The organism is Sulfitobacter sp. 1A10359 (assembly GCF_043558145.1).
Lineage (GTDB): Bacteria > Pseudomonadota > Alphaproteobacteria > Rhodobacterales > Rhodobacteraceae > Sulfitobacter > Sulfitobacter faviae.
The window spans coordinates 475011-495039 of the sequence record NZ_JBIFGB010000003.1 but is presented as its reverse complement, the minus strand read 5'-3'; the positions used below and the strand labels follow the sequence as shown (position 1 = coordinate 495039).

Below are 20029 nucleotides of genomic sequence, written 5' to 3'. Positions count from 1 at the left end.
GGTGCCCCGAAACCGGATAGAGGAGATGACCGATGAGCGACGCGGATCCGAAAGATCACAAGGAAAAGATGCAGCAGCGTCAGGCCGAACAGCGCGCCAAGGTGGCCGAGTTGCAAGACCCGGACAAGGGTCTGGTGCTGGTCCATACCGGCCCGGGCAAGGGCAAATCCTCTTCCGCCTTCGGCGTCGTGGTACGCGCGCTTGGCTGGAAGCAGCGCGTCGGCGTGGTGCAGTTCATCAAGGGCAAATGGAAAACCGGCGAACGATTGTTCTTTGAACGGTTGGACGAGGTGACATGGCACACGATGGGCGAAGGCTTCACTTGGGACACCCAAGACCGCAACCGCGACATCGCCGCCGCCGAGGCCGCATTCGGCAAGGCGCGCGAGATGATGGAGAGCGGCGACTATGACCTTGTGGTGATGGATGAGATCAACATCGCCATCCGCTACGAATACCTCAAAATCGAAGACGTGATCGCCGGGCTTGACGCCCGCGACAAGCGCACCGCCGTGGTGCTGACAGGCCGCGACGCCCGGCCCGAGCTTTGCGACTATGCCGATCTGGTAACTGAAATGTCCGAGGTTAAACACCCGTTCAAAGCGGGCATCAAAGCACAGCGCGGCGTCGACTACTGAAACGAAAAGGATCGCCCGCTTCCGGGCGATCCTCTGGCTGTGCCATGCAGAGGGCGCTTAGATCGCCGCGCCCTTGGGGTCGAGCGTAACCGAGTAGAGCTCGGTATCGGCGCGGTCCATCAGGCGCACTTTCATCTGCTGGGTCTTGGCGTCGATATCGACCAAGCCAAAGAATTGCAGACCGGCGGAGGGCGGCAGGTTCACCTGCCCTTCTTCGGGCGCTTTGACGTATTTCAACTCGGGGCCAAAGGTGCCGTCCAATTCGTTCGGGCCGAAGGTGCCGGCGTGCAGCGGGCCCGAGACAAACTCCCAGAACGGGTCAAAGTCCTGAAACTGCGCTTTGTCGGGGTTGTAGTAATGCGCGGCGGTGTAATGCACATCCGCCGTGAACCAGACCACGTTGTCGACCTGCGCGGTCTTGATGAAACGCAGCAGCCCCGCGATCTCTTGCTCGCGGCCCTTGGCGGCACCATTGTCGCCATTGGCGACCGCCTCGGCCCCGCCGCCGACGACCAGACCGATGGGCATGTCGCAGGCGATGATCTTCCATGTGGCCGCCGAATTGGTCAGCTCGCGCTTGAGCCATGCCATCTGCTCGGCCCCGAGGATATCGGTGGCCTGCGACATCTCGGTCTGCATGTTCTCGCTGTTCGGCCCCCGGTAGCTGCGCAGGTCGAGGAAGAAGACATCCAGCATCGGACCGTAGTTGATCTTGCGGTAGACCCGGCCCGGCTCGGCGGGGGTGATGCGCAGCGGGGTCATCTCATGGAAGGCCTGCGAAGCGCGGGCGGCGAGGACATGGATCGACTTCTCGCTATAGCGGTCGTCTTCCATCAGGCTGCGCGAGGAGGACCAGTTGTTCACGACTTCATGGTCGTCCCACTGCATGAAGGTCGGCACATGGGCGTTCATCTCGCGCACATGGGCGTCCATCAGGTTGTATTTCCACTGACCGCGGTATTCGTCCAGCGTCTCAGCCACCTTGCGTTTCTCGTCGATGATGGTGGTGTTCTTCCACATCGTGCCATCGTCAAGCTGGACCTCATCCTCAAGCGGGCCATCGGCATAGATGGTGTCACCGGAATGCAGGAAGAAGTCGGGGCGGTGTTTGGCCATGGTCGCATAGGTGCGCATGCCCTCATCGTCGATGCCCCAGCCCTGACCGGCGGTGTCACCGGACCAAGCAAAGCGCACGTCGCGGCGCGCGGTGGGCGCGGTGCGGAACTGGCCGATGATCGGCTCGGAGGTGGCGTTGATGTCGCTCAGATCGGCGGCGGTGAAGCGGTAAAAGATATCCTGATCCGAGGGCAGCCCTTCGACCAGACGTTTCACCGCCAGATCGTGGTTCGGCAGGGCGTTCATCGGCGCAAGCTGGCGCGCGTTGGCAAAGCTTTCGGTGGTGGAGATTTCGACCTTCACCCGCGCCGGGCGGTCGGTCCGGGTCCAGATCATGCCGGACTGCGTGTCGACATCGCCCGATTGCACCCCATGGGTAAACATCGGGCGCGAGGCCGCACGGCTAAGGCTGGGCATGGCAAGGCTTGCGGCAAAGGCGGTGGAGCCCGCCAGCACAGCGCGACGGGTCGGGCGGATCAGTTTGGTCATCGTGAGCTTCCTCTGAGGGTGGCGATGGCGGCACAGAACCCCCGATGCGTGACAGATGGCCGACAGCTGCGTGACTCTTTGGCAAAGCTTTGGTGACAGCGCGATGACGTGTTACCAAAATCCGTACCCTATTTTCTTTCCGTAACATTTTGATTGAACCGAATCGCCCCGATGTGTAGATTGCGGTGCAACAACAGGAGACCCCCATGCAGGCATTCATCTGCGACGCGCAGCGCACCCCCATTGGCCGTTACGGCGGCGCCCTCTCTTCGGTTCGCGCCGATGACTTGGCCGCCGTGCCGTTGAAGGCGCTGATGGAGCGGAACCCTTCCGTCGACTGGGCGCGGGTCGATGACGTGATCATGGGCTGCGCCAATCAGGCGGGCGAGGACAACCGCAACGTGGCACGCATGGCGTCGCTATTGGCCGGTCTGCCGGTCGATGTACCGGGTGCCACGATCAACCGTCTCTGCGCCAGCGGCATGGACGCCGTGGGCGCCGCCGCCCGGGCGATCCGCGCGGGCGATATGGACCTCGCCATCGCCGGCGGGATCGAAAGCATGTCGCGCGCGCCATTCGTGATGCCCAAGGCCGAAACCGCCTTTTCGCGCAGCAACGCCGTCTATGACACCACCATCGGCTGGCGCTTCGTAAACCCGAAGATGAAGGCGCAGTTCGGCGTGGATTCCATGCCCGAGACCGCCGACAACGTCGCCGCCGATTATGACGTGTCGCGTGAAGATCAGGACGCCTTCGCCGCGCGCAGCCAGGAACGCTATGCCGCCGCCGCCGAGAAAGGCATTTTTGCTGAGGAGATCGCCCCGGTCACCATTCCACAGCGCAAGGGCGAGGATATCGTCGTCGACAGCGACGAACACCCCCGCCCCGGCACCACGCTGGAAAAACTCGGCAAGCTGCGCGGCATCAACGGCGCGGATCTCACCGTTACTGCCGGCAATGCCTCGGGCGTGAACGACGGTGCTGCGGCAATGCTGCTGGCCTCTGAGGCGGGCGTGAAGGACCACGGTCTTGCCCCCATCGCCCGCGTCGTCGCCATGTCCGCGGCGGGCGTCGAGCCACGCGTTATGGGCATCGGCCCGATCCCTGCGGTGCGCAAGGTGCTGGACCGCGCGGGCCTCACGATCGAGCAGATGGATGTGATCGAGCTTAACGAAGCCTTCGCGAGCCAAGGCCTCGCCACGCTGCGCGCCCTTGGCGTGCCGGACGACGCACCCCATGTGAACGCCAACGGCGGCGCCATCGCAATCGGCCACCCCCTTGGCATGTCCGGCGCGCGTCTGGTGATGACGGCGGCGCTGCAGCTCAAGCGGACGGGCGGCAAATACGCGCTATGTACCATGTGTGTGGGCGTGGGTCAGGGCGTTGCCCTGATCCTCGAAAACGCAGGCTGACACTTCTTTCCTCGAAAGGAACGGACCGATGTATGCACAGATGATCAAATCCACTGGCAAGGGCGTCAAATCCCTCGACGAGATGGACCCCGACGAGCGCGCCTTTCAGGAACGCATCGACGCGGGCGGCAAGATCGAGCCCAAGGACTGGATGCCCGACGGCTATCGCAAGAACCTGATCCGCCAGATCGGACAGCATGCGCATTCCGAGATCGTGGGCCAGTTGCCGGAAGGCAACTGGATCACCCGCGCGCCGACGTTGGAGCGCAAGGCGATCCTTCTGGCCAAGGTGCAGGACGAGGCCGGCCACGGTCTCTACCTCTACTGCGCGGCGGAAACGCTGGGCGTGACCCGCGACCAGATGACCCGCGACCTCCTTTCCGGGAAGATGAAGTATTCCTCGATCTTCAACTATCCCACGCTGACATGGGCCGACATGGGCGCCGTGGGCTGGCTCGTCGATGGTGCCGCGATCATGAATCAGGTGCCGCTGCAGCGCACCTCCTACGGGCCCTACGCCCGTGCCATGGTCCGCATCTGCAAGGAAGAAAGCTTCCACCAGCGCCAAGGCTTCGACATCATGATGAAGATGGCCAATGGCACGCCCGCCCAGCGCAAGATGGCGCAGGACGCGCTCAACCGCTTCTGGTTCCCGGCGCTGATGATGTTCGGCCCCTCGGATAAGGATTCGGTCCATTCCGCGCAGTCAATGGCGTGGAAGATTAAGATGAACACCAATGACGAGCTGCGCCAAAAGTTCGTCGACGAGACGGTGCCGCAGGCCGAATACCTCGGCCTCACGATCCCCGACGAGACGCTTAAGTTCAACGAAGAGACCGGCCACTACGATTTTGCCGAACCGGACTGGGAAGAGTTCTTCCAGGTGCTCAAGGGCAACGGCCCCTGCAACACCGAACGGCTGGCGGCGCGCAACAAGGCTTGGGACGAGGGCCGCTGGGTGCGCGAGGGGCTTCTGGCCCACGCCGAGAAGAAGCGCAGCAGACAAATGGCAGCGGAGTAAGCGACATGAGCAGCCCTGAATCCAGCGAATACAAAGGCACCGAAGCCGCCCCCCACGGCGACGCACGGCCCACCGAATGGCCCCTATGGGAAATCTTCATCCGCGGCCAGCACGGGCTGAGCCACCGCCATGTCGGCAGCCTGCATGCGGCGGATGCGGAAATGGCGATCAAGAACGCCCGCGACGTCTATACCCGCCGCAACGAGGGCGTGAGCATCTGGGCGGTCGAAGCCAGCGCCATCGCCGCCTCCTCGCCCGAGGAGAAGGGCGCGCTCTATGAGCCGGCGAACGACAAGGTCTACCGCCACCCGACCTTCTACGACATTCCCGACGAAGTGGGGGCGATGTGAGCACCGATCCCAAGTTCGAATTCCTCTGCCGCATGGGTGACAACGCGCTGGTGCTCGGGCACCGCGTCTCGGAATGGTGCGGCGTGGCGCCGGTGCTGGAAGAGGACATCGCGCTGGCGAACGTAGCGCTCGACCTGATTGGCCAGACCCAGCTTTGGCTGGGACTCTCGGGCGAGGTCGAGGGCGCAGGCCGCGACGCCGACAAGCTCGCCTTTCACCGCGATGTCTGGGACTTTCGCAATGTCCTGCTGGTGGAACAGCCCAACGGCGATTTCGGCCAGACCATGATGCGGCAGTTCCTGTTCGACGCATGGCATTTGGCGCAGTTGACCGCGCTGATCGACTCTAGCGACAAAGAGATCGCCGCCATCGCCGAAAAATCGGCGAAAGAGGTGACCTATCATTTGGAGCGGTCCTCCGACACGGTGATCGGCCTTGGTGACGGGACCGAGGAAAGCCACCGCCGGATGCAGGCGGCTCTCGACCTGCTTTGGCCCTATGTGGGTGAGATGTTCATCAGCGATGATGTTGACGCCGCCATGGCCGAAGCCGGTATCGCCCCCGATCCGGCGAGCATGCGCAAAAGCTACGACCAACTGGTCGGCGACACGCTGGCGGCGGCGACCCTCAGTAAGCCCGAGGACGACTTTGCCCATAGGGGCGGGAAAAGCGGCGCGCGGCACAGCGAACATCTGGGCCATATGCTGACCCAGATGCAGTGGCTGCAACGCGCCTACCCGGACGCCACATGGTGAAACCCGCCCCCCACAGCCGGCCCGCCCCCGCGCCGGTGCCGGGGGTGGTGCGCGGGTCCCCCTCGCGCGGCCCCGCCCGCGGCGAGAAGCCGTCGGTCAAGACGGTCTGGGCGTGGCTCTCCGCGATCCCGGACCCCGAGATCCCGGCGATTTCGCTCACCGATCTGGGCATCATCCGCGATGTGGCATGGCAGGGCGACACGCTGGTCGTCACCATCACACCGACCTATTCGGGCTGCCCGGCTACCAGCATCATCAACCTCGACATCGAGACGGCGCTGCACGGCCACGGGATCGAAAAGCTGGAGTTGAAACGCCAGCTCTCCCCGCCTTGGACCACCGAATGGATGAGTGACACCGGCCGCGCCAAGCTTGAAGCCTACGGCATCGCGCCGCCCCGCCCCGCCGGCGGGCCGCAGCACTGCCCGCACTGCCAATCGAAAGCGGTGGAGCGGATCAGCCAGTTCGGCTCGACCCCCTGCAAGGCGCAATGGCGGTGCTTGGACTGCCTTGAACCCTTTGACTATTTCAAATGTATCTGAGGCCCCGATGAGCCAGTTCCACCCCCTCACCGTCACCGACATTCATCACACCATCCGCGATGCCGTGGTGCTGACGCTGAAGCCGGAAGACCCCGAAGCCTTCGCCTTCACCCAAGGCCAGTACCTGACCTTCAAGCAGGATTTCGACGGCACCGAGTTGCGCCGCAACTATTCGATCTGCGCCGGTCTCGACGACGGCGAGCTGAAGGTCGGCATCAAGCGCGTCGATGGCGGGGCCTTCTCGACCTATGCCAATACCGAGCTTAAGGTCGGCGACGTGCTGCACGCCATGCCGCCGCAGGGCAAGTTCTACACCCCGATCGAGCCGGAGGTGGCGAAGAACTACCTCGGTTTCGCGGGGGGCTCGGGCATTACCCCGGTGCTGTCGATCCTGAAAACCGTGCTGATACGCGAGCCGCAGTCGACCTTCACGCTGGTCTATGCCAACCGCGCGGTGAACACGATCATGTTCCGCGAGGAACTCGAAGACCTTAAGAACCGCTACATGGGCCGCCTGACGGTGATCCACATCCTCGAATCCGGGCAGGACATGGAGCTTTTCGAGGGCCGCGTTGACCAGGACAAATGCGATGCGCTGTTTAAGCATTGGATTCAGATCGACAACATCGACACCTCCTTCATCTGCGGGCCGGAACCGATGATGCTGGCCATCGCCGAGGCGCTGAAGACCAATGGGCTGACCGACGAGCAGATCAAGTTCGAACTCTTCAGCGAAAGCCAGCAGGGCCGTCTGGCGAAACAGGAAATGGCCAAGCGCAGCGAGGGCCAGAAGGGCACCGAGATCACCGTCATCATCGACGGCGCGCGGCGTAGCTTCACCATGCAGAAGGGGCAATCGGTGCTCGAAGCCGCGCTGGAGAACGGGCAGGAGGCGCCGTTTTCCTGCAAGGCCGGGGTCTGTTCGACCTGCATGGGCAAGGTGCTGGAAGGCGAGGTCGAGATGATCTCGAACCACGCGCTGGAGGATTACGAAGTCGAACGCGGCTACGTGCTGACCTGCCAGTCCTACCCGCTGAGCGACACGCTCGTCATCGACTACGACACCCACTGAAGGAGCCGACATGCGCGATATTCACAGTTACGCCGCCGGCGAATGGCTGGCCCCCGGGGCCGGCGCCCGCAGTATCGCCAGCGCCATCACCGGCGAGGTGATCGCGCAGGCCGGCAACGACGCGCTCGACGCGGGTGCCATGCTGGGCTTTGCCCGCGAACACGGCGGTCCCGCCCTGCGGGCCATGACCTTCCATGACCGCGCACGGATGCTGAAGGCGCTGGCGCTGCATCTGATGGAGCACAAGCAAGCGCTCTATGACCTGAGCTACGACACCGGGGCCACGCTCTCGGACCACAAGATCGACGTGGATGGCGGCATTGGCACGATGCTGGTCTTCGCCTCCAAGGGCCGGCGCGAGATGCCGGACGCCCATGTCTACCTCGACGGCGCGCCCGAACAACTGGGCCGCGAGGGGCAGTTCATGGGGCGGCATATCTGCACCCCGCTGCAGGGCGTGGCCGTGCATATCAACGCCTTCAACTTCCCGGTCTGGGGCATGTTGGAGAAACTGGCGCCGACGCTGCTCGCCGGCGTGCCGGCAATCGTGAAACCGGCCACCGCCACCTGCTATGTCACCGAGCATTGCGTGCGTCTGATGCTGGACAGCGGGCTGCTGCCGAAGGGTGCTTTGCAATTCGTGAGCGGCGGCTTGGGCGACATGCTCGATTTGCTCGGCTGTCAGGATGCCGTGGCCTTCACCGGCTCCGCCGACACCGCGCTGAAGCTGCGTGGCAATCCGAAGCTCATGGAAAACTCCGTGCGCTTCACCTCTGAACAAGACAGCCTGAATGCTTCCGTCCTCGGCCCCGATGCCGTGCCGGGGACGCCCGAATTCGACCTTTTCGTCAAGGAAGTGCAGCGCGAGATGACCGCCAAGGCGGGGCAGAAATGCACCGCCATCCGCCGTATCATGGTGCCGCAGGCGCAGGTCGACGTGGTGATCTCAGCCCTGTCCGAGCGCCTTGCAAAGACCACCATCGGCGATCCGCGGGCCGAGGACACGCGCATGGGCGCGCTGGTCTCGGGCAGTCAGAAACGCGATGTGTTGGAGAAGGTCGGGCTGCTGAGCGCCGAGGCCGAGCGCGTTTTCGGCGACCCCGACAACTTCACCGTGAAGGGCGCCGACCGCGACAAGGGCGCCTTCCTGCCGCCGATGCTGTTCCACTGCGCCGACCCCGACGCCGCCGAGCGCGTGCATGACACCGAGGCTTTCGGCCCGGTTTCCACCCTCATGCCCTACCGCGATCTCGCCCATGCGAGCGCGCTTCTGAACCGCGGCCAAGGCTCGCTCGTTGCCTCCCTCATCACCAACGACGGCGAAGTCGCGCGCGAGTTGACGATGGGCTCCGCGGCCTTCCACGGACGGCTCTACTTCAACAACCGCAAATCTATGGGCGAGGCCACCGGCCATGGCTCCCCGTTGCCGCATATGGTGCATGGCGGCCCGGGCCGCGCGGGCGGCGGCGAGGAGTTGGGCGGCGTGCGCGGCGTGATGCATTACATGCAGCGCACCGCCGTGCAGGGCAGCCCCGACATCCTCACCGCCATCGGCAAGCAATGGGTGCCCGGCGCGGAAGAGATCACCGACCGCGCACATCCCTTCACCCGTCGCTTCACCGAGCTTGATCTGGGCGAGACTTTCCATTCGCCCACCCGCGAGGTCACGCTCGAGGATATCGAGACCTTCGCCCATTTCACCGGCGATACCTTCTATGCCCACATGGATGACGAGGCCGCCGCCGCGAACCCCTTCTTCCCGGGGCGCGTGGCGCATGGCTATCTGCTGCTGAGTTTCGCCGCGGGGCTTTTCGTGCAGCCCGACCCCGGCCCCGTGCTGGCCAATACCGGCCTCGACAACCTACGCTTTCTTGAGCCTGTCTCGGCCGGGGACAGCATCAAGGTGCGGCTCTCGGTCAAGCACAAGACACCGCGCAACGAAGAATACGGCGAGGTGCGCTGGCATGTGACCCTCACCAACCAGCGTGAGGAAGCGGTCGCCGAATACGACCTGCTGACGATGAATGCCGTCTGACCACGCCCCCTCGGTCGTCGCGGCACTCGCTGGCCTTGGCGGTCAGCGGGTTTGGTCGCTGATGGTCAGCCTTTTCGGCGATCTGGCGCAGGGACAGGGTAATGCGATCGACGGACCGGTGCTGTCGCAGATCATGTCCGCGCTCGACGTGCGGCCCGAGGCGAGCCGCGTGGCGCTGCACCGGCTGCGCAATGACGGCTGGCTGCAGTCGCACAAGGTGGGGCGGATCAGCCAACACAGTCTGACCGCCCAAGGCCGCGCGGAAAGCGCCGCCGCCAGCCCGCGCATCTACGCCGCAGCGCCGGACCTGACCGAGCCTTGGCAAATGGTATTGACCGAAGAGAACGGACGCGAGACCGACAGTGCCCTGCGCGGCGCGGGTTTCATCGCCGCCCTGCCCCGCGCCTATGTCGGACGGGCCGAGAGCGTCGCGCCCGAAGGCTGCCTTGCCCTGCCCGGCGCGCCGCCGCCCGATTGGCTGCGGCGCGCGGTGGAACCCGCCGAGCTTGAAGCCGACTATGCCGCGCTTTTGGTCGCCCTTACCGGCTTGGATGCCGAACTTCCCGACCCAGAGCAATTCACAGCCCTAGACGTCGCCGTGCTGCGCTGTTTGATCGTACACAATTGGCGGCGATTGGTGCTGAAGCACCCCGCCCTGCCCGGTGGGCTGATCCGCCCCGAGTGGCCCGGCTACCAGTGTCATCTACTCGTCGACCGCCTGCTACATCGCTACCCGCGCCCCGCATTGCGGGATCTGGCCGCCGCCTGACGCAGCGCAAAGCCCTGCTTTCCCATGCCGGACAAGCAGGATATAGACGTGCTCATGACAAATTTCCTCTATCAGAACGACCTGCCGAATGACCTCGACCTTGGGCCGATGGTCGCGATTGATTGCGAAACGATGGGGCTGCATCCGCATCGCGACCGGCTCTGTGTCGTGCAGCTTTCGGGCGGCGATGGTCACGCGCATCTGGTGCAGGTCGCCAAGGGCCAGACCGAGGCGCCGAACCTCTGCGCGCTGCTGGAGAACCCTCATGTGCTGAAGCTGTTCCACTATGGCCGCTTCGACATTGCCGCAATGCTCAACACCTTTGGCGCCACCGCGACGCCGGTCTATTGCACCAAGATCGCCAGCCGACTGGTGCGCACCTATACCGACCGGCACGGGCTGGCGAAGCTTTGCCAAGAACTTCTGAGCGTCGATATTTCGAAACAGCAGCAATCCAGCGATTGGGGGGCCGAAGATCTGACCCAAGCGCAGATCGACTATGCCGCCTCTGACGTGCTTTACCTGCACCGGCTGCGCGATGAACTTAACAAACGCCTGATACGCGAAGGCCGGATGGACATGGCGCAGGCCTGTTTCGATTTCCTGCCCATGCGCGCCCGGCTGGATCTGGAGGGATGGCCGGACACGGACATCTTCGCACACGCATGAACACACCTTTCCTCGACACCGCCCGCCGGGTGATCCGCTGCGAAGCCGACGCGCTGACGCTCTTGGCCGACAACCTCGATGACCGCTTTCGCGCCGCGGTTGACCTGATGCGCACCTGCAAGGGCCGCGTGATCGTCACCGGCATCGGCAAATCGGGCCATATCGGCAATAAGATCGCGGCGACGCTGGCCTCCACCGGCACGCCCGCGCAATTCGTCCACCCGGCCGAAGCGAGCCACGGCGATCTAGGCATGATCACCGCCGCCGATGTGGTGCTGGCAATCTCCAACTCCGGCGAAGCGCCCGAGCTTGCGAACCTCATCGCCTATTCGCGCCGCTACGAGATCCCGCTTATTGGCCTCACCAGCCGCCCCGAAAGCAGCCTTGGCCGCCATAGCGACGTGGTGCTTGAACTGCCCCGCACGGCAGAGGCCTGCGGCACCGGCGTGGTGCCCACCACCTCGACCACGCTGACGCTGGCGATGGGCGATGCCGTGGCCGTGGCGTTGATGGAAAACCGCGCCTTCACCGCCGAGCATTTCCGCGACTTCCACCCCGGCGGCAAGCTGGGCGCAAGGCTGAGCCGCGTGGCCGATCTGATGCATGTGGGCGATAAGCTGCCGCTGGTCACCGCCGACGCCCCGATGCCCGAGGCGCTGAGCGAGATCAGCCGCAAGGGCTTTGGCGTGGTCTGCGTCACCGATGCGGAAGGCGCGCTGGCCGGGATCATCACCATGGGTGACCTCGCCCGGCATTTGGATGGCTTGATGACCATGACCGCCCGCGATGTCATGACCCCCTCGCCCGTGACCATCACCCCCGACGAATTGGCCGAAAAGGCCGTGGGCGTGATGAACAGCCGCAAAATCACCTGTCTTATCGTGACCGACCCCGCGCAGAACGACGGCAAATCGCCCATCGGCCTGCTGCATATCCACGACTGCCTGCGCGTCGGGCTGGGGTGACGCCGGATGAAGGGGGATCGCCACTCTCGTGTCGTGTCGTGGCTGAAAGTGCTCTTTCCGCTAATCGCGCTGGCGCTGCTATCGACCCTGTTCCTGCTGTCGCGGGCGATTGAACCGCAGGCCGTGATCCCTTTCGCGGACAAAGAGGTTCAGGAACGGCTGCGCGACCAGCAGATCACCGGCCCTTTCTATTCCGGCACCACCGCGGATGGCGATCTAATCTCTTTCTCTGCCGAAAAGCTGACCACCCCCGGCGGGGAGACCGGCACCAATGAGGCCGAAGACATCAAGGCGACGCTGGACCTAGAAGGCGGCTCCAAAATCACGCTGCACTCCAACAGCGGGCGGTTCGACACCGGCGCAGAGGCGGCGGAACTGGCGGGCAATGTGCGGGTTAGCACCTCAACCGGCTACGAAATCCTGTCCGAGCGGATGATCTCGAACCTCACCACGCTGGACCTGCAATCGCCCGGCCCGGTGCGCGCCACCAGCCCCGCGGGTGAGATCACCGCCGGCAGCATGGCCATCACCAACCGGCAGAACAGCGCCGGATCGCAATTGCTTTTCACAAAGGGTGTGAAACTGATATACACCCCGCAAGCAACGAAAGAGTAACTGCCTTGAGACACTTGTTTATTTTGATGCTGCCGCTGTTTTTCGCGCTGCAGGCCGCCCCTGTCTCTGCACAATCTGCCAATGTCGCCTTCGGCGCGCTTGAGCAAGACACCAGCCAACCCGTCGAAGTGACCGCCGATAACCTGTCGGTCGACAATGCCACGGGCACCGCCGTCTTCACGGGCAATGTATTGATTTCTCAAGGCGAAATGACCCTTTCTGCCGGTAAGGTTGAGGTCGTCTATCGCGCCTCGGATCAGGGCATTGCCAAGCTGGAGGCCACCGGCGGCGTGGTCTTGGTCGCGGGGGAGGACGCCGCTGAATCGCAGCGCGCCGATTACGACATCGACGCCGGCACCTTGGTGATGCGCGGCGATGTGCTGATGACCCAAGGCCCCAGTGCGCTGAGCGCGCAGGAAATGACGGTGAACCTGAACGACGGCACGGCGCAGATGTCGGGCGGCGTGAAGACCATTTTGCAGCCCGGCAGCGACAACTGATGCCGCCCGAGCTGAAAGTCGCCGGGGGCGATTCCGGCCTGCGCATTCAACATCTGCGCAAGTCTTACCGCAAGAAAGCGGTGATCCGCGACTTTTCGATGGCGCTTGACCGGGGGGAGGTCGTGGCGCTTTTGGGGCCGAACGGCTCAGGCAAGACGACGACATTCTACGCGGTGGCCGGTCTGGTCACGCCCGAGGGCGGGCGCGTCACGGTGGACGGCAAAGACGTGACCACCCTGCCGATGTACCGCCGCGCGCAGCTTGGCATCGGCTATCTGCCGCAGGAGATGAGCATTTTTCGCGGGCTGTCGGTGCAAGACAACATCAGCGCAATCCTCGATATCCGGGTCAAACACCGCCACCAGCGCCGCGAGCGGCTGGAAGAGTTGCTGACCGAATTTTCCATCGAACACCTGCGCCGCGCACCTGCCCTGGCGCTATCGGGCGGGGAACGACGCCGGGTGGAAATCGCCCGCTGTCTGGCCGCCAACCCGAACTATCTGCTGCTTGATGAACCCTTTGCCGGGGTCGATCCAATCTCGGTCGGGGACATCCGGCAACTGGTTGCCGACCTCAAGAAACGCGGCATCGGGGTGCTGATCACCGACCACAACGTGCGCGAAACCCTAGAGATCGTGGACCGCGCCTATATTCTGCATGAGGGCAAAGTTCTGATGTCCGGAACGCCCGAAGAAGTTGTGCAAAACGAGAATGTCCGCCGCGTCTACCTTGGCGATAATTTCCGTATTTCCTAAGACTTAGCGCGTTTTTCCGGGCCTGCCAGCCCTCGGCGAAGCCTTGCTCGCATGATGCGGAAAACCGCTCTGATTGTAGCGATAAAAGGATGGCGCGCGCATCGGCGCCATTGACTTTCAAACCGAAACGCGGCCTCATTGAGCTATGGTGACATCGCGTTCCTGTTTGATCCTGCATCGCCCTTCCCGCGAAGGAACGGTCAAAATCATCCTGGTCGCAGCGCCATTCCTCCATATCTGAAAGTTGTCGCGCTCCACGCATGTGGACCGTTTGGCAATGTTCGGAACAAGAAAGACAAGGAGACGATATGCGGTATCAGATCAGTGGCAAACAGATCGACATTGGCGACGCGCTTCGGACACATGTCCGGACCGAACTGGACGAGGCGGTCAGCAAATATGCCGAACGCCCGACAGATGCGATGGTGGTGTTTTCCAAAACGGGCCACGAATTTGCCTGCGAGGCGACCGTGCATCTTTCCACCGGTCTCAATGCGTCGGCCAAGGCCAAGGCGACAGAGATCTACGCCGCCTTCGACAGCTGCTGCGAAAAGATGGAGAAGCAGCTGCGCCGCTACAAGCGCCGCCTGAAGGACCATCACAAAGAACGTGCCGAACCGGTTGAACTTCTGGGGGCGTCCTCCTATATCCTCGCGTCAGACAGCGATTCAGATGCGCAGGAACCTGATACCCTCCAACCCATGATCATTGCAGAGATGCAGACGAAGGTGCCAACTTTGTCTGTCGGCGAAGCGGTGATGCAGATGGAATTGTCGGGCGATCCGGTGCTATTGTTTCGCAAGGAAGGCCAGGAAGGGATGAATGTCGTGTACCGCCGCGAAGACGGCAACATCGGCTGGATCGACCCTTCGTAACCCACGGCGGTAACTTCCGCCACAGAGCAGGGCGAGCGGAATGGATTTCGGCAAACTCCTCAAGCCAGAGGCCGTGAAGGTTTTGACTTCGGCTTCGAGCAAGAAGCGTCTGATGCAGGATATCGGCGAACTCGCCCAGCAAGCCTATGGGCTGCCGGCCGGCCAAGTGGTGGACGCGCTGATGACGCGCGAAACCCTCGGGCCGACCGGTGTCGGCCATGGCGTTGCCCTGCCCCACGCGCGGATGGACGGGATCGACAAGGTCGTCGGTGCCTTCGTCTTGCTGGACAAGCCGATTGATTTCTCCTCGGTCGACCGGCAACCGGTCGACGTGGCCTTTGCCCTCTTCGCCCCCGAAGATGCGGGGGTGGAGCACCTCAAAGCATTGGCACTGGTGGCCCGCACGCTGCGCGACACCAGCATCTGCACCAAGTTGCGGTCGAACCCCGACCCGGCCACGCTTTACACCATCCTGACCGAAGACAAGGCCGATAAGGCGGCTTGATTTTGGGGCGCATGATCTTGGGCCGCCTGACCTTACGCTAGACGGCGACCGGTTCCGGCTCTGGCGGGGTCGGCTTTGCGCGTTTCGCTTTCTTCTCTCCCAGCATCAACATCGCCGGGGTCACCACCAGCGTCAGCACCGTGGCAACCACCAGACCGCCCGCAATGGCCGAGCTTAGTTCGGTCCACCATTGGGTGGAAGGCGCGCCATAGACGATCTCGCGCGTGAAGAAGTTGATGTTGAGGCCGATCACCATGGGCATCAGACCAAGCGCCGTGGTGACCGACGTCAGCACCACGGGCCGCAAACGCTGCGCCCCGGTGCGCAGCGCAGCCTCTAGCGGCGACAGCCCCAGTTTCTTGAGATCGTTATAGGTATCAATCAGAACGATATTGTTGTTCACCACGATCCCCGCCAGCGCGATGACCCCGATGCCCCCCATGACCACCCCGAAGGGCCGTCCGGTAATCAGCAGGCCAAAGAGCACGCCGGCGATCGAAAAGACGATGGCCGACATGACGACGAAGGCTTGGTAAAAGCTGTTGAATTGGATCACGAGGATCACGAACATCAGGAAAATCGCGGTGATGAAGGCGCCGACGAGGAAGATCATCGATTCCTGCTGGTCCTCCGCCTCCCCGGCGAAAGAGGCTTCGACACCCGGCGGCAAGTCCATCGCGTCAATCGCGCTGCGCAGCGCGACGGTCTGGTCGTTCACCAAGACGCCCGGCGCGACATTGGCCTCGATCGTGACCACCCGCTCTTGATCCACCCGCGTGATCGTGCCGGTCCGCGGACTAGGCTCGAAAGTCACGAAGTTCGAGATCGGCACCAGCCCTGCGGAGGTCGGCACGCGCAGCGATTGCAACTCTTCCAGCGTACGCTCATCGGAGGGGAAGCGCACATTGATGTCGATGGAACCCTCGGCATCGTCAGGCCGGTAATCCGCCACGGTGATGCCCCGCGTCAGCAGTTGCACCGCTTGCCCCAGGGTCGAAATATCGGCCCCGAACCGCGCGGCCTCGGACCTGTTCACCGCGATGCGCCATTCCACCCCCGGCAGGGGGCGCGAGTCGGTCACATCGGTGAAACCGCCGATATCGGCCATCTTCTCGCGAATCTGATCCACCACCTGCTGCTGCACCTGCGGGTCATGCGCCTCGATCCGCAAGTTGACGGGTTTGCCCGCCGAGGGGCCGTTCGATGCGGTCTGCACCTGCACGTCGATCCCCGGAATGGCCGCCATCTCGGTCCGGATTTCCTCGCCAATGATGGCGGCGGGGCGGCGTTCGTCCCATTCGGTGAACTCAACCTGAATGGTGCCGATCAGATCGGCACTGTCGCGGTTGCTGCTGCCGGTGCGGGCATAGACGCTCGCGATCTCGTCATAGGCAAAGAGGCGCTGTTCGACCTGCCGCACCAGCGCATCTTGTTCGTAGATCGAGAAGTTGTCCCGCGCGCGCACCTGCACCTGCGCAAAATCAGGCTCTACATCGGGGAAAAAGGTGATCCCATTGCCGAATTGCGCATAGGCCGTAAAGCCGCCCATCAGCATGGAGATGGCAAGGATCAGGGTCATCCACGGGCGCAGGATGGCGAATTGCAGCAGTTTGACATAGCCGCCGGTAAAGCCCTTCAGGTCACGCGGGTCGCCCTGTTCGGCGGCATGGAGCGTCGCCTTATCCTTGGCCGATTGCGGGGGGCGCTTGCCGATAATCCCGCCGACGACGGGGATAAAGACCAGCGCCATGAAAAGCGATGCGGTCAGGGTCAGGATCACCGTGATGGGCAGGAATTTCATGAACTCCCCCACCGTGCCGGTCCAGAACAGCAGCGGGAAAAACACGCTGAGTGTTGTCGCCGTCGAGGCGATGATAGGCCATGCCATGCGCTTGGCGGCGTGGGCATAGGCGGCGCGGGGCGAATGCCCCTCTTGCAGGCGGCGGTCGGCCAGTTCGGTGGTCACGATAGCCCCGTCCACCAGCATCCCCACCACAAGGATCAGTGAAAACAGCACCACGAGGTTCATCGTGTAGCCCATAACCCAAAGCGCCGTGACCCCGGCCAAGAAGGCCCCCGGAATGGCCAAGCCCACCAGCAGGGCCGAGCGGACGCCCAAGGCCCAGACGATCACGATCATCACAAGGATCACCGCCGCGATAACATTGGCCTCAAGATCGCTGAGCATGTCTTGGACCTGCTCGGATTCGTCTTGGGTGTATTTGACGGTGATGCTGTCGGGCCATTCCGCGCGCATCTCGTCAATCAATTCGCGCACCGCCGCGACTGTCTCGATAATATTCGCGCCCGAGCGTTTCTTGATCTCAAGCGCCAGCGCGGGCTGGCCGTCGATACGGGCGAAGCCAGTCGGGTCTTTGAAGGTTCGACGGATCGTGGCGACATCGGCAAAGGTCACCACCGTATCGCCGCGCACCTTGATCGGCAGCGACATGACATCTTCGACATTCTCGATCAGCCCCGGCACCTTGAGCACCAGCCGCCCCGCGCCGCTTTCAATCGCCCCCGCCGCGATCAGGCGGTTGTTGCGGTTGATCTGGCTGATCAGCTCTTCGAAAGAGATGTTGTAGGTCTCAAAGACCGTGGGGTCGATCAGCACCTCCAAAAGCTCGGTCCGCTCCCCCCCGACATCGACTTCAAGCACGCCGGACAGCCCTTCGATCGCGTCCTTCAGCTCTTCGGAAATGGAGTTGAGCGTCCGTTCCGGCACCGGGCCAGAGAGGATCGCGGTCAGGATCGGGAAGAGCGCCGTGTTGATCTCGGTCACGACCGGATCGGTGGCGTCCTCGGGCAGGTCCGACTTGGCCCGGTCCACGCCCTCGCGCACCTTGTCGAGCGCCTCATCGGAATCGAACCCCGGCTCGAACTCCAATTGCACCGAGGCATGGCCCTCGGCCCCGTTCGAGGTGATCTGTTTCAACCCGGTGATGGCGCTGAGTTCGGTTTCAAGCGGCTCAACGAGCAGCCGCTCGCTGTCCTCGGGCGAGATGCCTTCGAGAGAGGTCGAGACATAGAGCGTCGGGATCGGAATCTCGGGCGAGCTTTCCTTGGGGATGCCGACATAGGCATAGGCCCCGACCGCCAAGATCATCACCAAGCTCAGGATCACCACGCGGGCGCGGCTGAAAGCGGCGTCGATCAGCGTGTTCATTCCACTTGCTCCGGCTGGGCGGCTTCGGCGCTGCCGGTGATCTGGCCATCGCCGCTCGGCTGGTCTTCCAACTCGTCAATCTCGGGCACACCCGCCGTGGGCTGTGCTTCCCCTTCGTTGTCGCCACCGGTTTCGGGCTGCGGATTGACCGTCTCCCCGTCGTTGACGAAACCCTGCCCGATGGTGATGATCTGGGCCTGATCCGGCAGGCCCGCGATCCAGATGCCATCGGTCTGCGCGCGCACGATGGCGATCTTGTTAAAGACAACCTTATCGTCATCGTTCACCGTTTTGACGCCCAAGGTGCCATTGGTGTCCAAGGATAGGATCGCCGGAGAGACGAAATGCGCGCGGGTCTCGCCCGTGGGGATGCGCACGCGGGCCGAAATGCCCGCGGGGATCGCACCATCAGCGTTTTCGACCCTGACTTCGGCGGTAAAGGTCCGGGTTTCGGCGCTGGCACTGCTTGAAACGAACTGCACCTTGCCCTGCGCCTCTGCCCCGGTGATGAAGACGACCTCGGCCGTTTGACCCTCTTTAATGTCTTTAAGCGACTGCTGGGGCACCTGCACTTGGATCGTCAGCGGCGTGTTGTCGACCAGACGCGCGATTTCCTCACCGGTCGACACGAACTCTCCCGCTGAAATATCGAGCATCTCTAGCCGGCCGGGAAAGGGGGCGCGGATTTCGGTGTTGTTCAGCGCCTCTTCGGCGGCGGTGACCGAGGCTTGGGCGGCGGCCAACGTCGCGCGCGCTTGGCTCACGCGGTCCACGGTCGACACGCCGCGGTCCAGCAGCGCTTGGGCGTTGTCGTATTCGCGCTGTGCGCGGCTCAACTCCTCACGCGCGCGGGCCAAATCGGAATCGCGCGCCGTGGTGCTGAGCCGCGCGATCAACGCGCCCGCTTCGACCGCATCGCCCTTGGCGACCAAAACCTCGGCGATCTCCCCACCCGCTTCGGCGCGGACCATCGTATCGCGGTCCGGCAGGGCCTGCCCTTCAGCTACGAAGACCTGCGTCACGCTGTCCGCCTGAGAGCCGCGCACGGCCACCGTCACCGCTTCGGGAGCAATGGGCGCAGGCGCGGCTTCCTCGGTCTCTTCGGAGGGGATGATATAGCCGCTGCCCATCCAAAGAGCGATCAACAGCGCGATCCCACCGGCGATGAACTTCGACCGTTTCGAGCCGGCATCGCTGTCGAATGAAAGCGTCTGGCGCTCTTGAGATGTGTCACTCATTGATCGAACTCCATCACCGCGACCCCGTGATCGGGCCGCGCGTCAATTCTTGGGCTTGCTCACCCGGGTTGCTACGTCATCAAGCGCGGCGCTGATCGTGTCATAGAAGGCCGCGAAAGTATCGAGCCTTTGGCGCACCCCTTCGGCCTCTTCGGGCAGCTTGCGGATCGTATCGTTAATCTCGGATTTGGCGTGGCGGGTCCCTGCCAGCGCGTATTTCGTCATGGCGGCATAGGCGTCATCGGCGAGTTGGAAGTAGTCCTGCCGGTCGCCGGTCTTGTTCACACGCCGGATCAACCCCCGCTCTTCGAGCAGACGGATAGAGGTGCTGATCGTGGCGCGGCTCACGGAAAGGCGGCGCGACAGCGCGCCGAAGGCAATCGGCTCGCCCTCGAAAACCAGCATTGCAAAGACCTGCCCCGCCATGCGCGGCAACCCTTCGCCCATGGCAACGACGCCCATGCGGGTGATGAAGTCATCGCGGACTTGGTCGATTTGGTCAGTGCTATCCATCATTCCCCGTCCACGGCAGGCGCGTT

General features: G+C 63.4%; 20 protein-coding genes. 16 read left to right on the top strand and 4 right to left on the bottom strand.

The features are described from left to right. The first annotated feature begins 32 nt into the window (after positions 1-32). The gene (gene cobO, locus ACGYK2_RS10790) at positions 33-638 is read left to right on the top strand and encodes a cob(I)yrinic acid a,c-diamide adenosyltransferase (protein WP_067265789.1); all 606 of its coding nucleotides are present in this window, start codon (positions 33-35) and stop codon (positions 636-638) included. Between the two features lie 57 nt (positions 639-695). On the opposite strand, the gene ACGYK2_RS10785 is transcribed toward cobO, so the two are convergent. Continuing rightward, positions 696-2243 (bottom strand): alkaline phosphatase, encoded by a 1548-nt coding sequence (locus tag ACGYK2_RS10785; RefSeq protein ID WP_271688714.1) that lies wholly within the window; start codon positions 2241-2243, stop codon positions 696-698. A gap of 206 nt (positions 2244-2449) precedes the next feature. Here ACGYK2_RS10785 and pcaF point away from each other — a divergent pair, with 206 nt between their 5' ends. The 15 genes from pcaF (at position 2450) to ACGYK2_RS10710 (ending at position 15083) form a co-directional block, all read left to right on the top strand. Beyond that, positions 2450-3655, top strand: a complete 1206-nt coding sequence (gene pcaF / locus ACGYK2_RS10780) for a 3-oxoadipyl-CoA thiolase (RefSeq protein ID WP_271688713.1) — start codon at positions 2450-2452, stop codon at positions 3653-3655. A gap of 28 nt (positions 3656-3683) precedes the next feature. Continuing rightward, entirely contained in the window at positions 3684-4676 is a 993-nt protein-coding gene (paaA, locus tag ACGYK2_RS10775; RefSeq protein ID WP_271688712.1) for a 1,2-phenylacetyl-CoA epoxidase subunit PaaA, read from the top strand. A 5-nt stretch (positions 4677-4681) separates the two neighbouring features. Beyond that, positions 4682-5026 (top strand): 1,2-phenylacetyl-CoA epoxidase subunit PaaB, encoded by a 345-nt coding sequence (gene paaB / locus ACGYK2_RS10770; protein WP_231886377.1) that lies wholly within the window; start codon positions 4682-4684, stop codon positions 5024-5026. Positions 5027-5058: 32 nt separating this feature from the next. Next, positions 5059-5781, top strand: a complete 723-nt coding sequence (gene paaC / locus ACGYK2_RS10765) for a 1,2-phenylacetyl-CoA epoxidase subunit PaaC (protein WP_331619011.1) — start codon at positions 5059-5061, stop codon at positions 5779-5781. Then, entirely contained in the window at positions 5775-6323 is a 549-nt protein-coding gene (gene paaD / locus ACGYK2_RS10760) for a 1,2-phenylacetyl-CoA epoxidase subunit PaaD (protein ID WP_271688710.1), read from the top strand. The genes paaC and paaD overlap by 7 nt, the downstream gene beginning before the upstream one ends. A 7-nt stretch (positions 6324-6330) precedes the next feature. After that, on the top strand, positions 6331-7395 hold the full coding sequence (locus ACGYK2_RS10755; protein ID WP_271688709.1) for a 2Fe-2S iron-sulfur cluster-binding protein: 1065 nt from the start codon (positions 6331-6333) through the stop codon (positions 7393-7395). A 10-nt stretch (positions 7396-7405) separates the two neighbouring features. After that, a complete protein-coding gene (paaZ, locus tag ACGYK2_RS10750; protein ID WP_271688708.1) occupies positions 7406-9430 on the top strand; it encodes a phenylacetic acid degradation bifunctional protein PaaZ in 2025 nt (674 codons plus the stop codon). Beyond that, positions 9420-10199, top strand: a complete 780-nt coding sequence (locus ACGYK2_RS10745) for a PaaX family transcriptional regulator C-terminal domain-containing protein (protein WP_271688707.1) — start codon at positions 9420-9422, stop codon at positions 10197-10199. Before paaZ ends, ACGYK2_RS10745 begins: the two co-directional genes overlap by 11 nt. Positions 10200-10253: 54 nt before the next feature. After that, entirely contained in the window at positions 10254-10868 is a 615-nt protein-coding gene (locus tag ACGYK2_RS10740; RefSeq protein ID WP_271688705.1) for a ribonuclease D, read from the top strand. After that, the gene (locus tag ACGYK2_RS10735) at positions 10865-11833 is read left to right on the top strand and encodes an SIS domain-containing protein (RefSeq protein ID WP_271688704.1); all 969 of its coding nucleotides are present in this window, start codon (positions 10865-10867) and stop codon (positions 11831-11833) included. The genes ACGYK2_RS10740 and ACGYK2_RS10735 overlap by 4 nt, the downstream gene beginning before the upstream one ends. Positions 11834-11839: 6 nt before the next feature. Beyond that, entirely contained in the window at positions 11840-12448 is a 609-nt protein-coding gene (lptC, locus tag ACGYK2_RS10730; RefSeq protein WP_271688703.1) for an LPS export ABC transporter periplasmic protein LptC, read from the top strand. A 26-nt stretch (positions 12449-12474) separates the two neighbouring features. Next, complete coding sequence (gene lptA / locus ACGYK2_RS10725; protein WP_394374296.1) at positions 12475-12948, top strand: lipopolysaccharide transport periplasmic protein LptA; 474 nt, start codon at positions 12475-12477, stop codon at positions 12946-12948. After that, positions 12945-13703 carry an LPS export ABC transporter ATP-binding protein gene (gene lptB, locus ACGYK2_RS10720; RefSeq protein ID WP_136720275.1) on the top strand — a complete coding sequence of 253 codons (759 nt, stop codon included), beginning with the start codon at positions 12945-12947 and terminating at the stop codon, positions 13701-13703. The genes lptA and lptB overlap by 4 nt, the downstream gene beginning before the upstream one ends. A 308-nt stretch (positions 13704-14011) precedes the next feature. Then, on the top strand, positions 14012-14578 hold the full coding sequence (gene hpf, locus ACGYK2_RS10715; RefSeq protein ID WP_067267651.1) for a ribosome hibernation-promoting factor, HPF/YfiA family: 567 nt from the start codon (positions 14012-14014) through the stop codon (positions 14576-14578). A gap of 40 nt (positions 14579-14618) precedes the next feature. Further along, positions 14619-15083, top strand: coding sequence for a PTS sugar transporter subunit IIA (locus ACGYK2_RS10710; RefSeq protein WP_067630567.1), 465 nt, complete (start codon positions 14619-14621; stop codon positions 15081-15083). Between the two features lie 37 nt (positions 15084-15120). Here the strand turns inward: ACGYK2_RS10710 and ACGYK2_RS10705 are convergent, their stop codons facing one another. Genes ACGYK2_RS10705 through ACGYK2_RS10695 form a run of 3 tightly spaced genes read right to left on the bottom strand, consistent with a single transcriptional unit; the run spans position 15121 to position 20006 of the window. Continuing rightward, positions 15121-18252, bottom strand: a complete 3132-nt coding sequence (locus tag ACGYK2_RS10705) for an efflux RND transporter permease subunit (protein ID WP_209273844.1) — start codon at positions 18250-18252, stop codon at positions 15121-15123. Further along, positions 18249-19490: an efflux RND transporter periplasmic adaptor subunit gene (locus ACGYK2_RS10700; protein ID WP_271688702.1), complete on the bottom strand. Its 1242-nt coding sequence runs from the start codon at positions 19488-19490 to the stop codon at positions 18249-18251. The genes ACGYK2_RS10705 and ACGYK2_RS10700 overlap by 4 nt, the downstream gene beginning before the upstream one ends. Before the next feature lie 42 nt (positions 19491-19532). Further along, positions 19533-20006, bottom strand: a complete 474-nt coding sequence (locus ACGYK2_RS10695) for a GbsR/MarR family transcriptional regulator (RefSeq protein ID WP_271688701.1) — start codon at positions 20004-20006, stop codon at positions 19533-19535. Positions 20007-20029 lie beyond the last annotated feature (23 nt).

Excerpts from the sequence above, each read along its gene's own strand:
- cobO (WP_067265789.1), top strand. The coding sequence starts at position 33 with ATGAGCGACGCGGATCCGAAAGATCACAAGGAAAAGATGCAGCAGCGT.
- ACGYK2_RS10785 (WP_271688714.1), bottom strand. The coding sequence starts at position 2,243 with ATGACCAAACTGATCCGCCCGACCCGTCGCGCTGTGCTGGCGGGCTCC.
- pcaF (WP_271688713.1), top strand. The coding sequence starts at position 2,450 with ATGCAGGCATTCATCTGCGACGCGCAGCGCACCCCCATTGGCCGTTAC.
- paaA (WP_271688712.1), top strand. The coding sequence starts at position 3,684 with ATGTATGCACAGATGATCAAATCCACTGGCAAGGGCGTCAAATCCCTC.
- paaB (WP_231886377.1), top strand. The coding sequence starts at position 4,682 with ATGAGCAGCCCTGAATCCAGCGAATACAAAGGCACCGAAGCCGCCCCC.
- paaC (WP_331619011.1), top strand. The coding sequence starts at position 5,059 with ATGGGTGACAACGCGCTGGTGCTCGGGCACCGCGTCTCGGAATGGTGC.
- paaD (WP_271688710.1), top strand. The coding sequence starts at position 5,775 with ATGGTGAAACCCGCCCCCCACAGCCGGCCCGCCCCCGCGCCGGTGCCG.
- ACGYK2_RS10755 (WP_271688709.1), top strand. The coding sequence starts at position 6,331 with ATGAGCCAGTTCCACCCCCTCACCGTCACCGACATTCATCACACCATC.
- paaZ (WP_271688708.1), top strand. The coding sequence starts at position 7,406 with ATGCGCGATATTCACAGTTACGCCGCCGGCGAATGGCTGGCCCCCGGG.
- ACGYK2_RS10745 (WP_271688707.1), top strand. The coding sequence starts at position 9,420 with ATGCCGTCTGACCACGCCCCCTCGGTCGTCGCGGCACTCGCTGGCCTT.
- ACGYK2_RS10740 (WP_271688705.1), top strand. The coding sequence starts at position 10,254 with ATGACAAATTTCCTCTATCAGAACGACCTGCCGAATGACCTCGACCTT.
- ACGYK2_RS10735 (WP_271688704.1), top strand. The coding sequence starts at position 10,865 with ATGAACACACCTTTCCTCGACACCGCCCGCCGGGTGATCCGCTGCGAA.
- lptC (WP_271688703.1), top strand. The coding sequence starts at position 11,840 with ATGAAGGGGGATCGCCACTCTCGTGTCGTGTCGTGGCTGAAAGTGCTC.
- lptA (WP_394374296.1), top strand. The coding sequence starts at position 12,475 with ATGCTGCCGCTGTTTTTCGCGCTGCAGGCCGCCCCTGTCTCTGCACAA.
- hpf (WP_067267651.1), top strand. The coding sequence starts at position 14,012 with ATGCGGTATCAGATCAGTGGCAAACAGATCGACATTGGCGACGCGCTT.
- ACGYK2_RS10710 (WP_067630567.1), top strand. The coding sequence starts at position 14,619 with ATGGATTTCGGCAAACTCCTCAAGCCAGAGGCCGTGAAGGTTTTGACT.
- ACGYK2_RS10705 (WP_209273844.1), bottom strand. The coding sequence starts at position 18,252 with ATGAACACGCTGATCGACGCCGCTTTCAGCCGCGCCCGCGTGGTGATC.
- ACGYK2_RS10700 (WP_271688702.1), bottom strand. The coding sequence starts at position 19,490 with ATGAGTGACACATCTCAAGAGCGCCAGACGCTTTCATTCGACAGCGAT.
- ACGYK2_RS10695 (WP_271688701.1), bottom strand. The coding sequence starts at position 20,006 with ATGATGGATAGCACTGACCAAATCGACCAAGTCCGCGATGACTTCATC.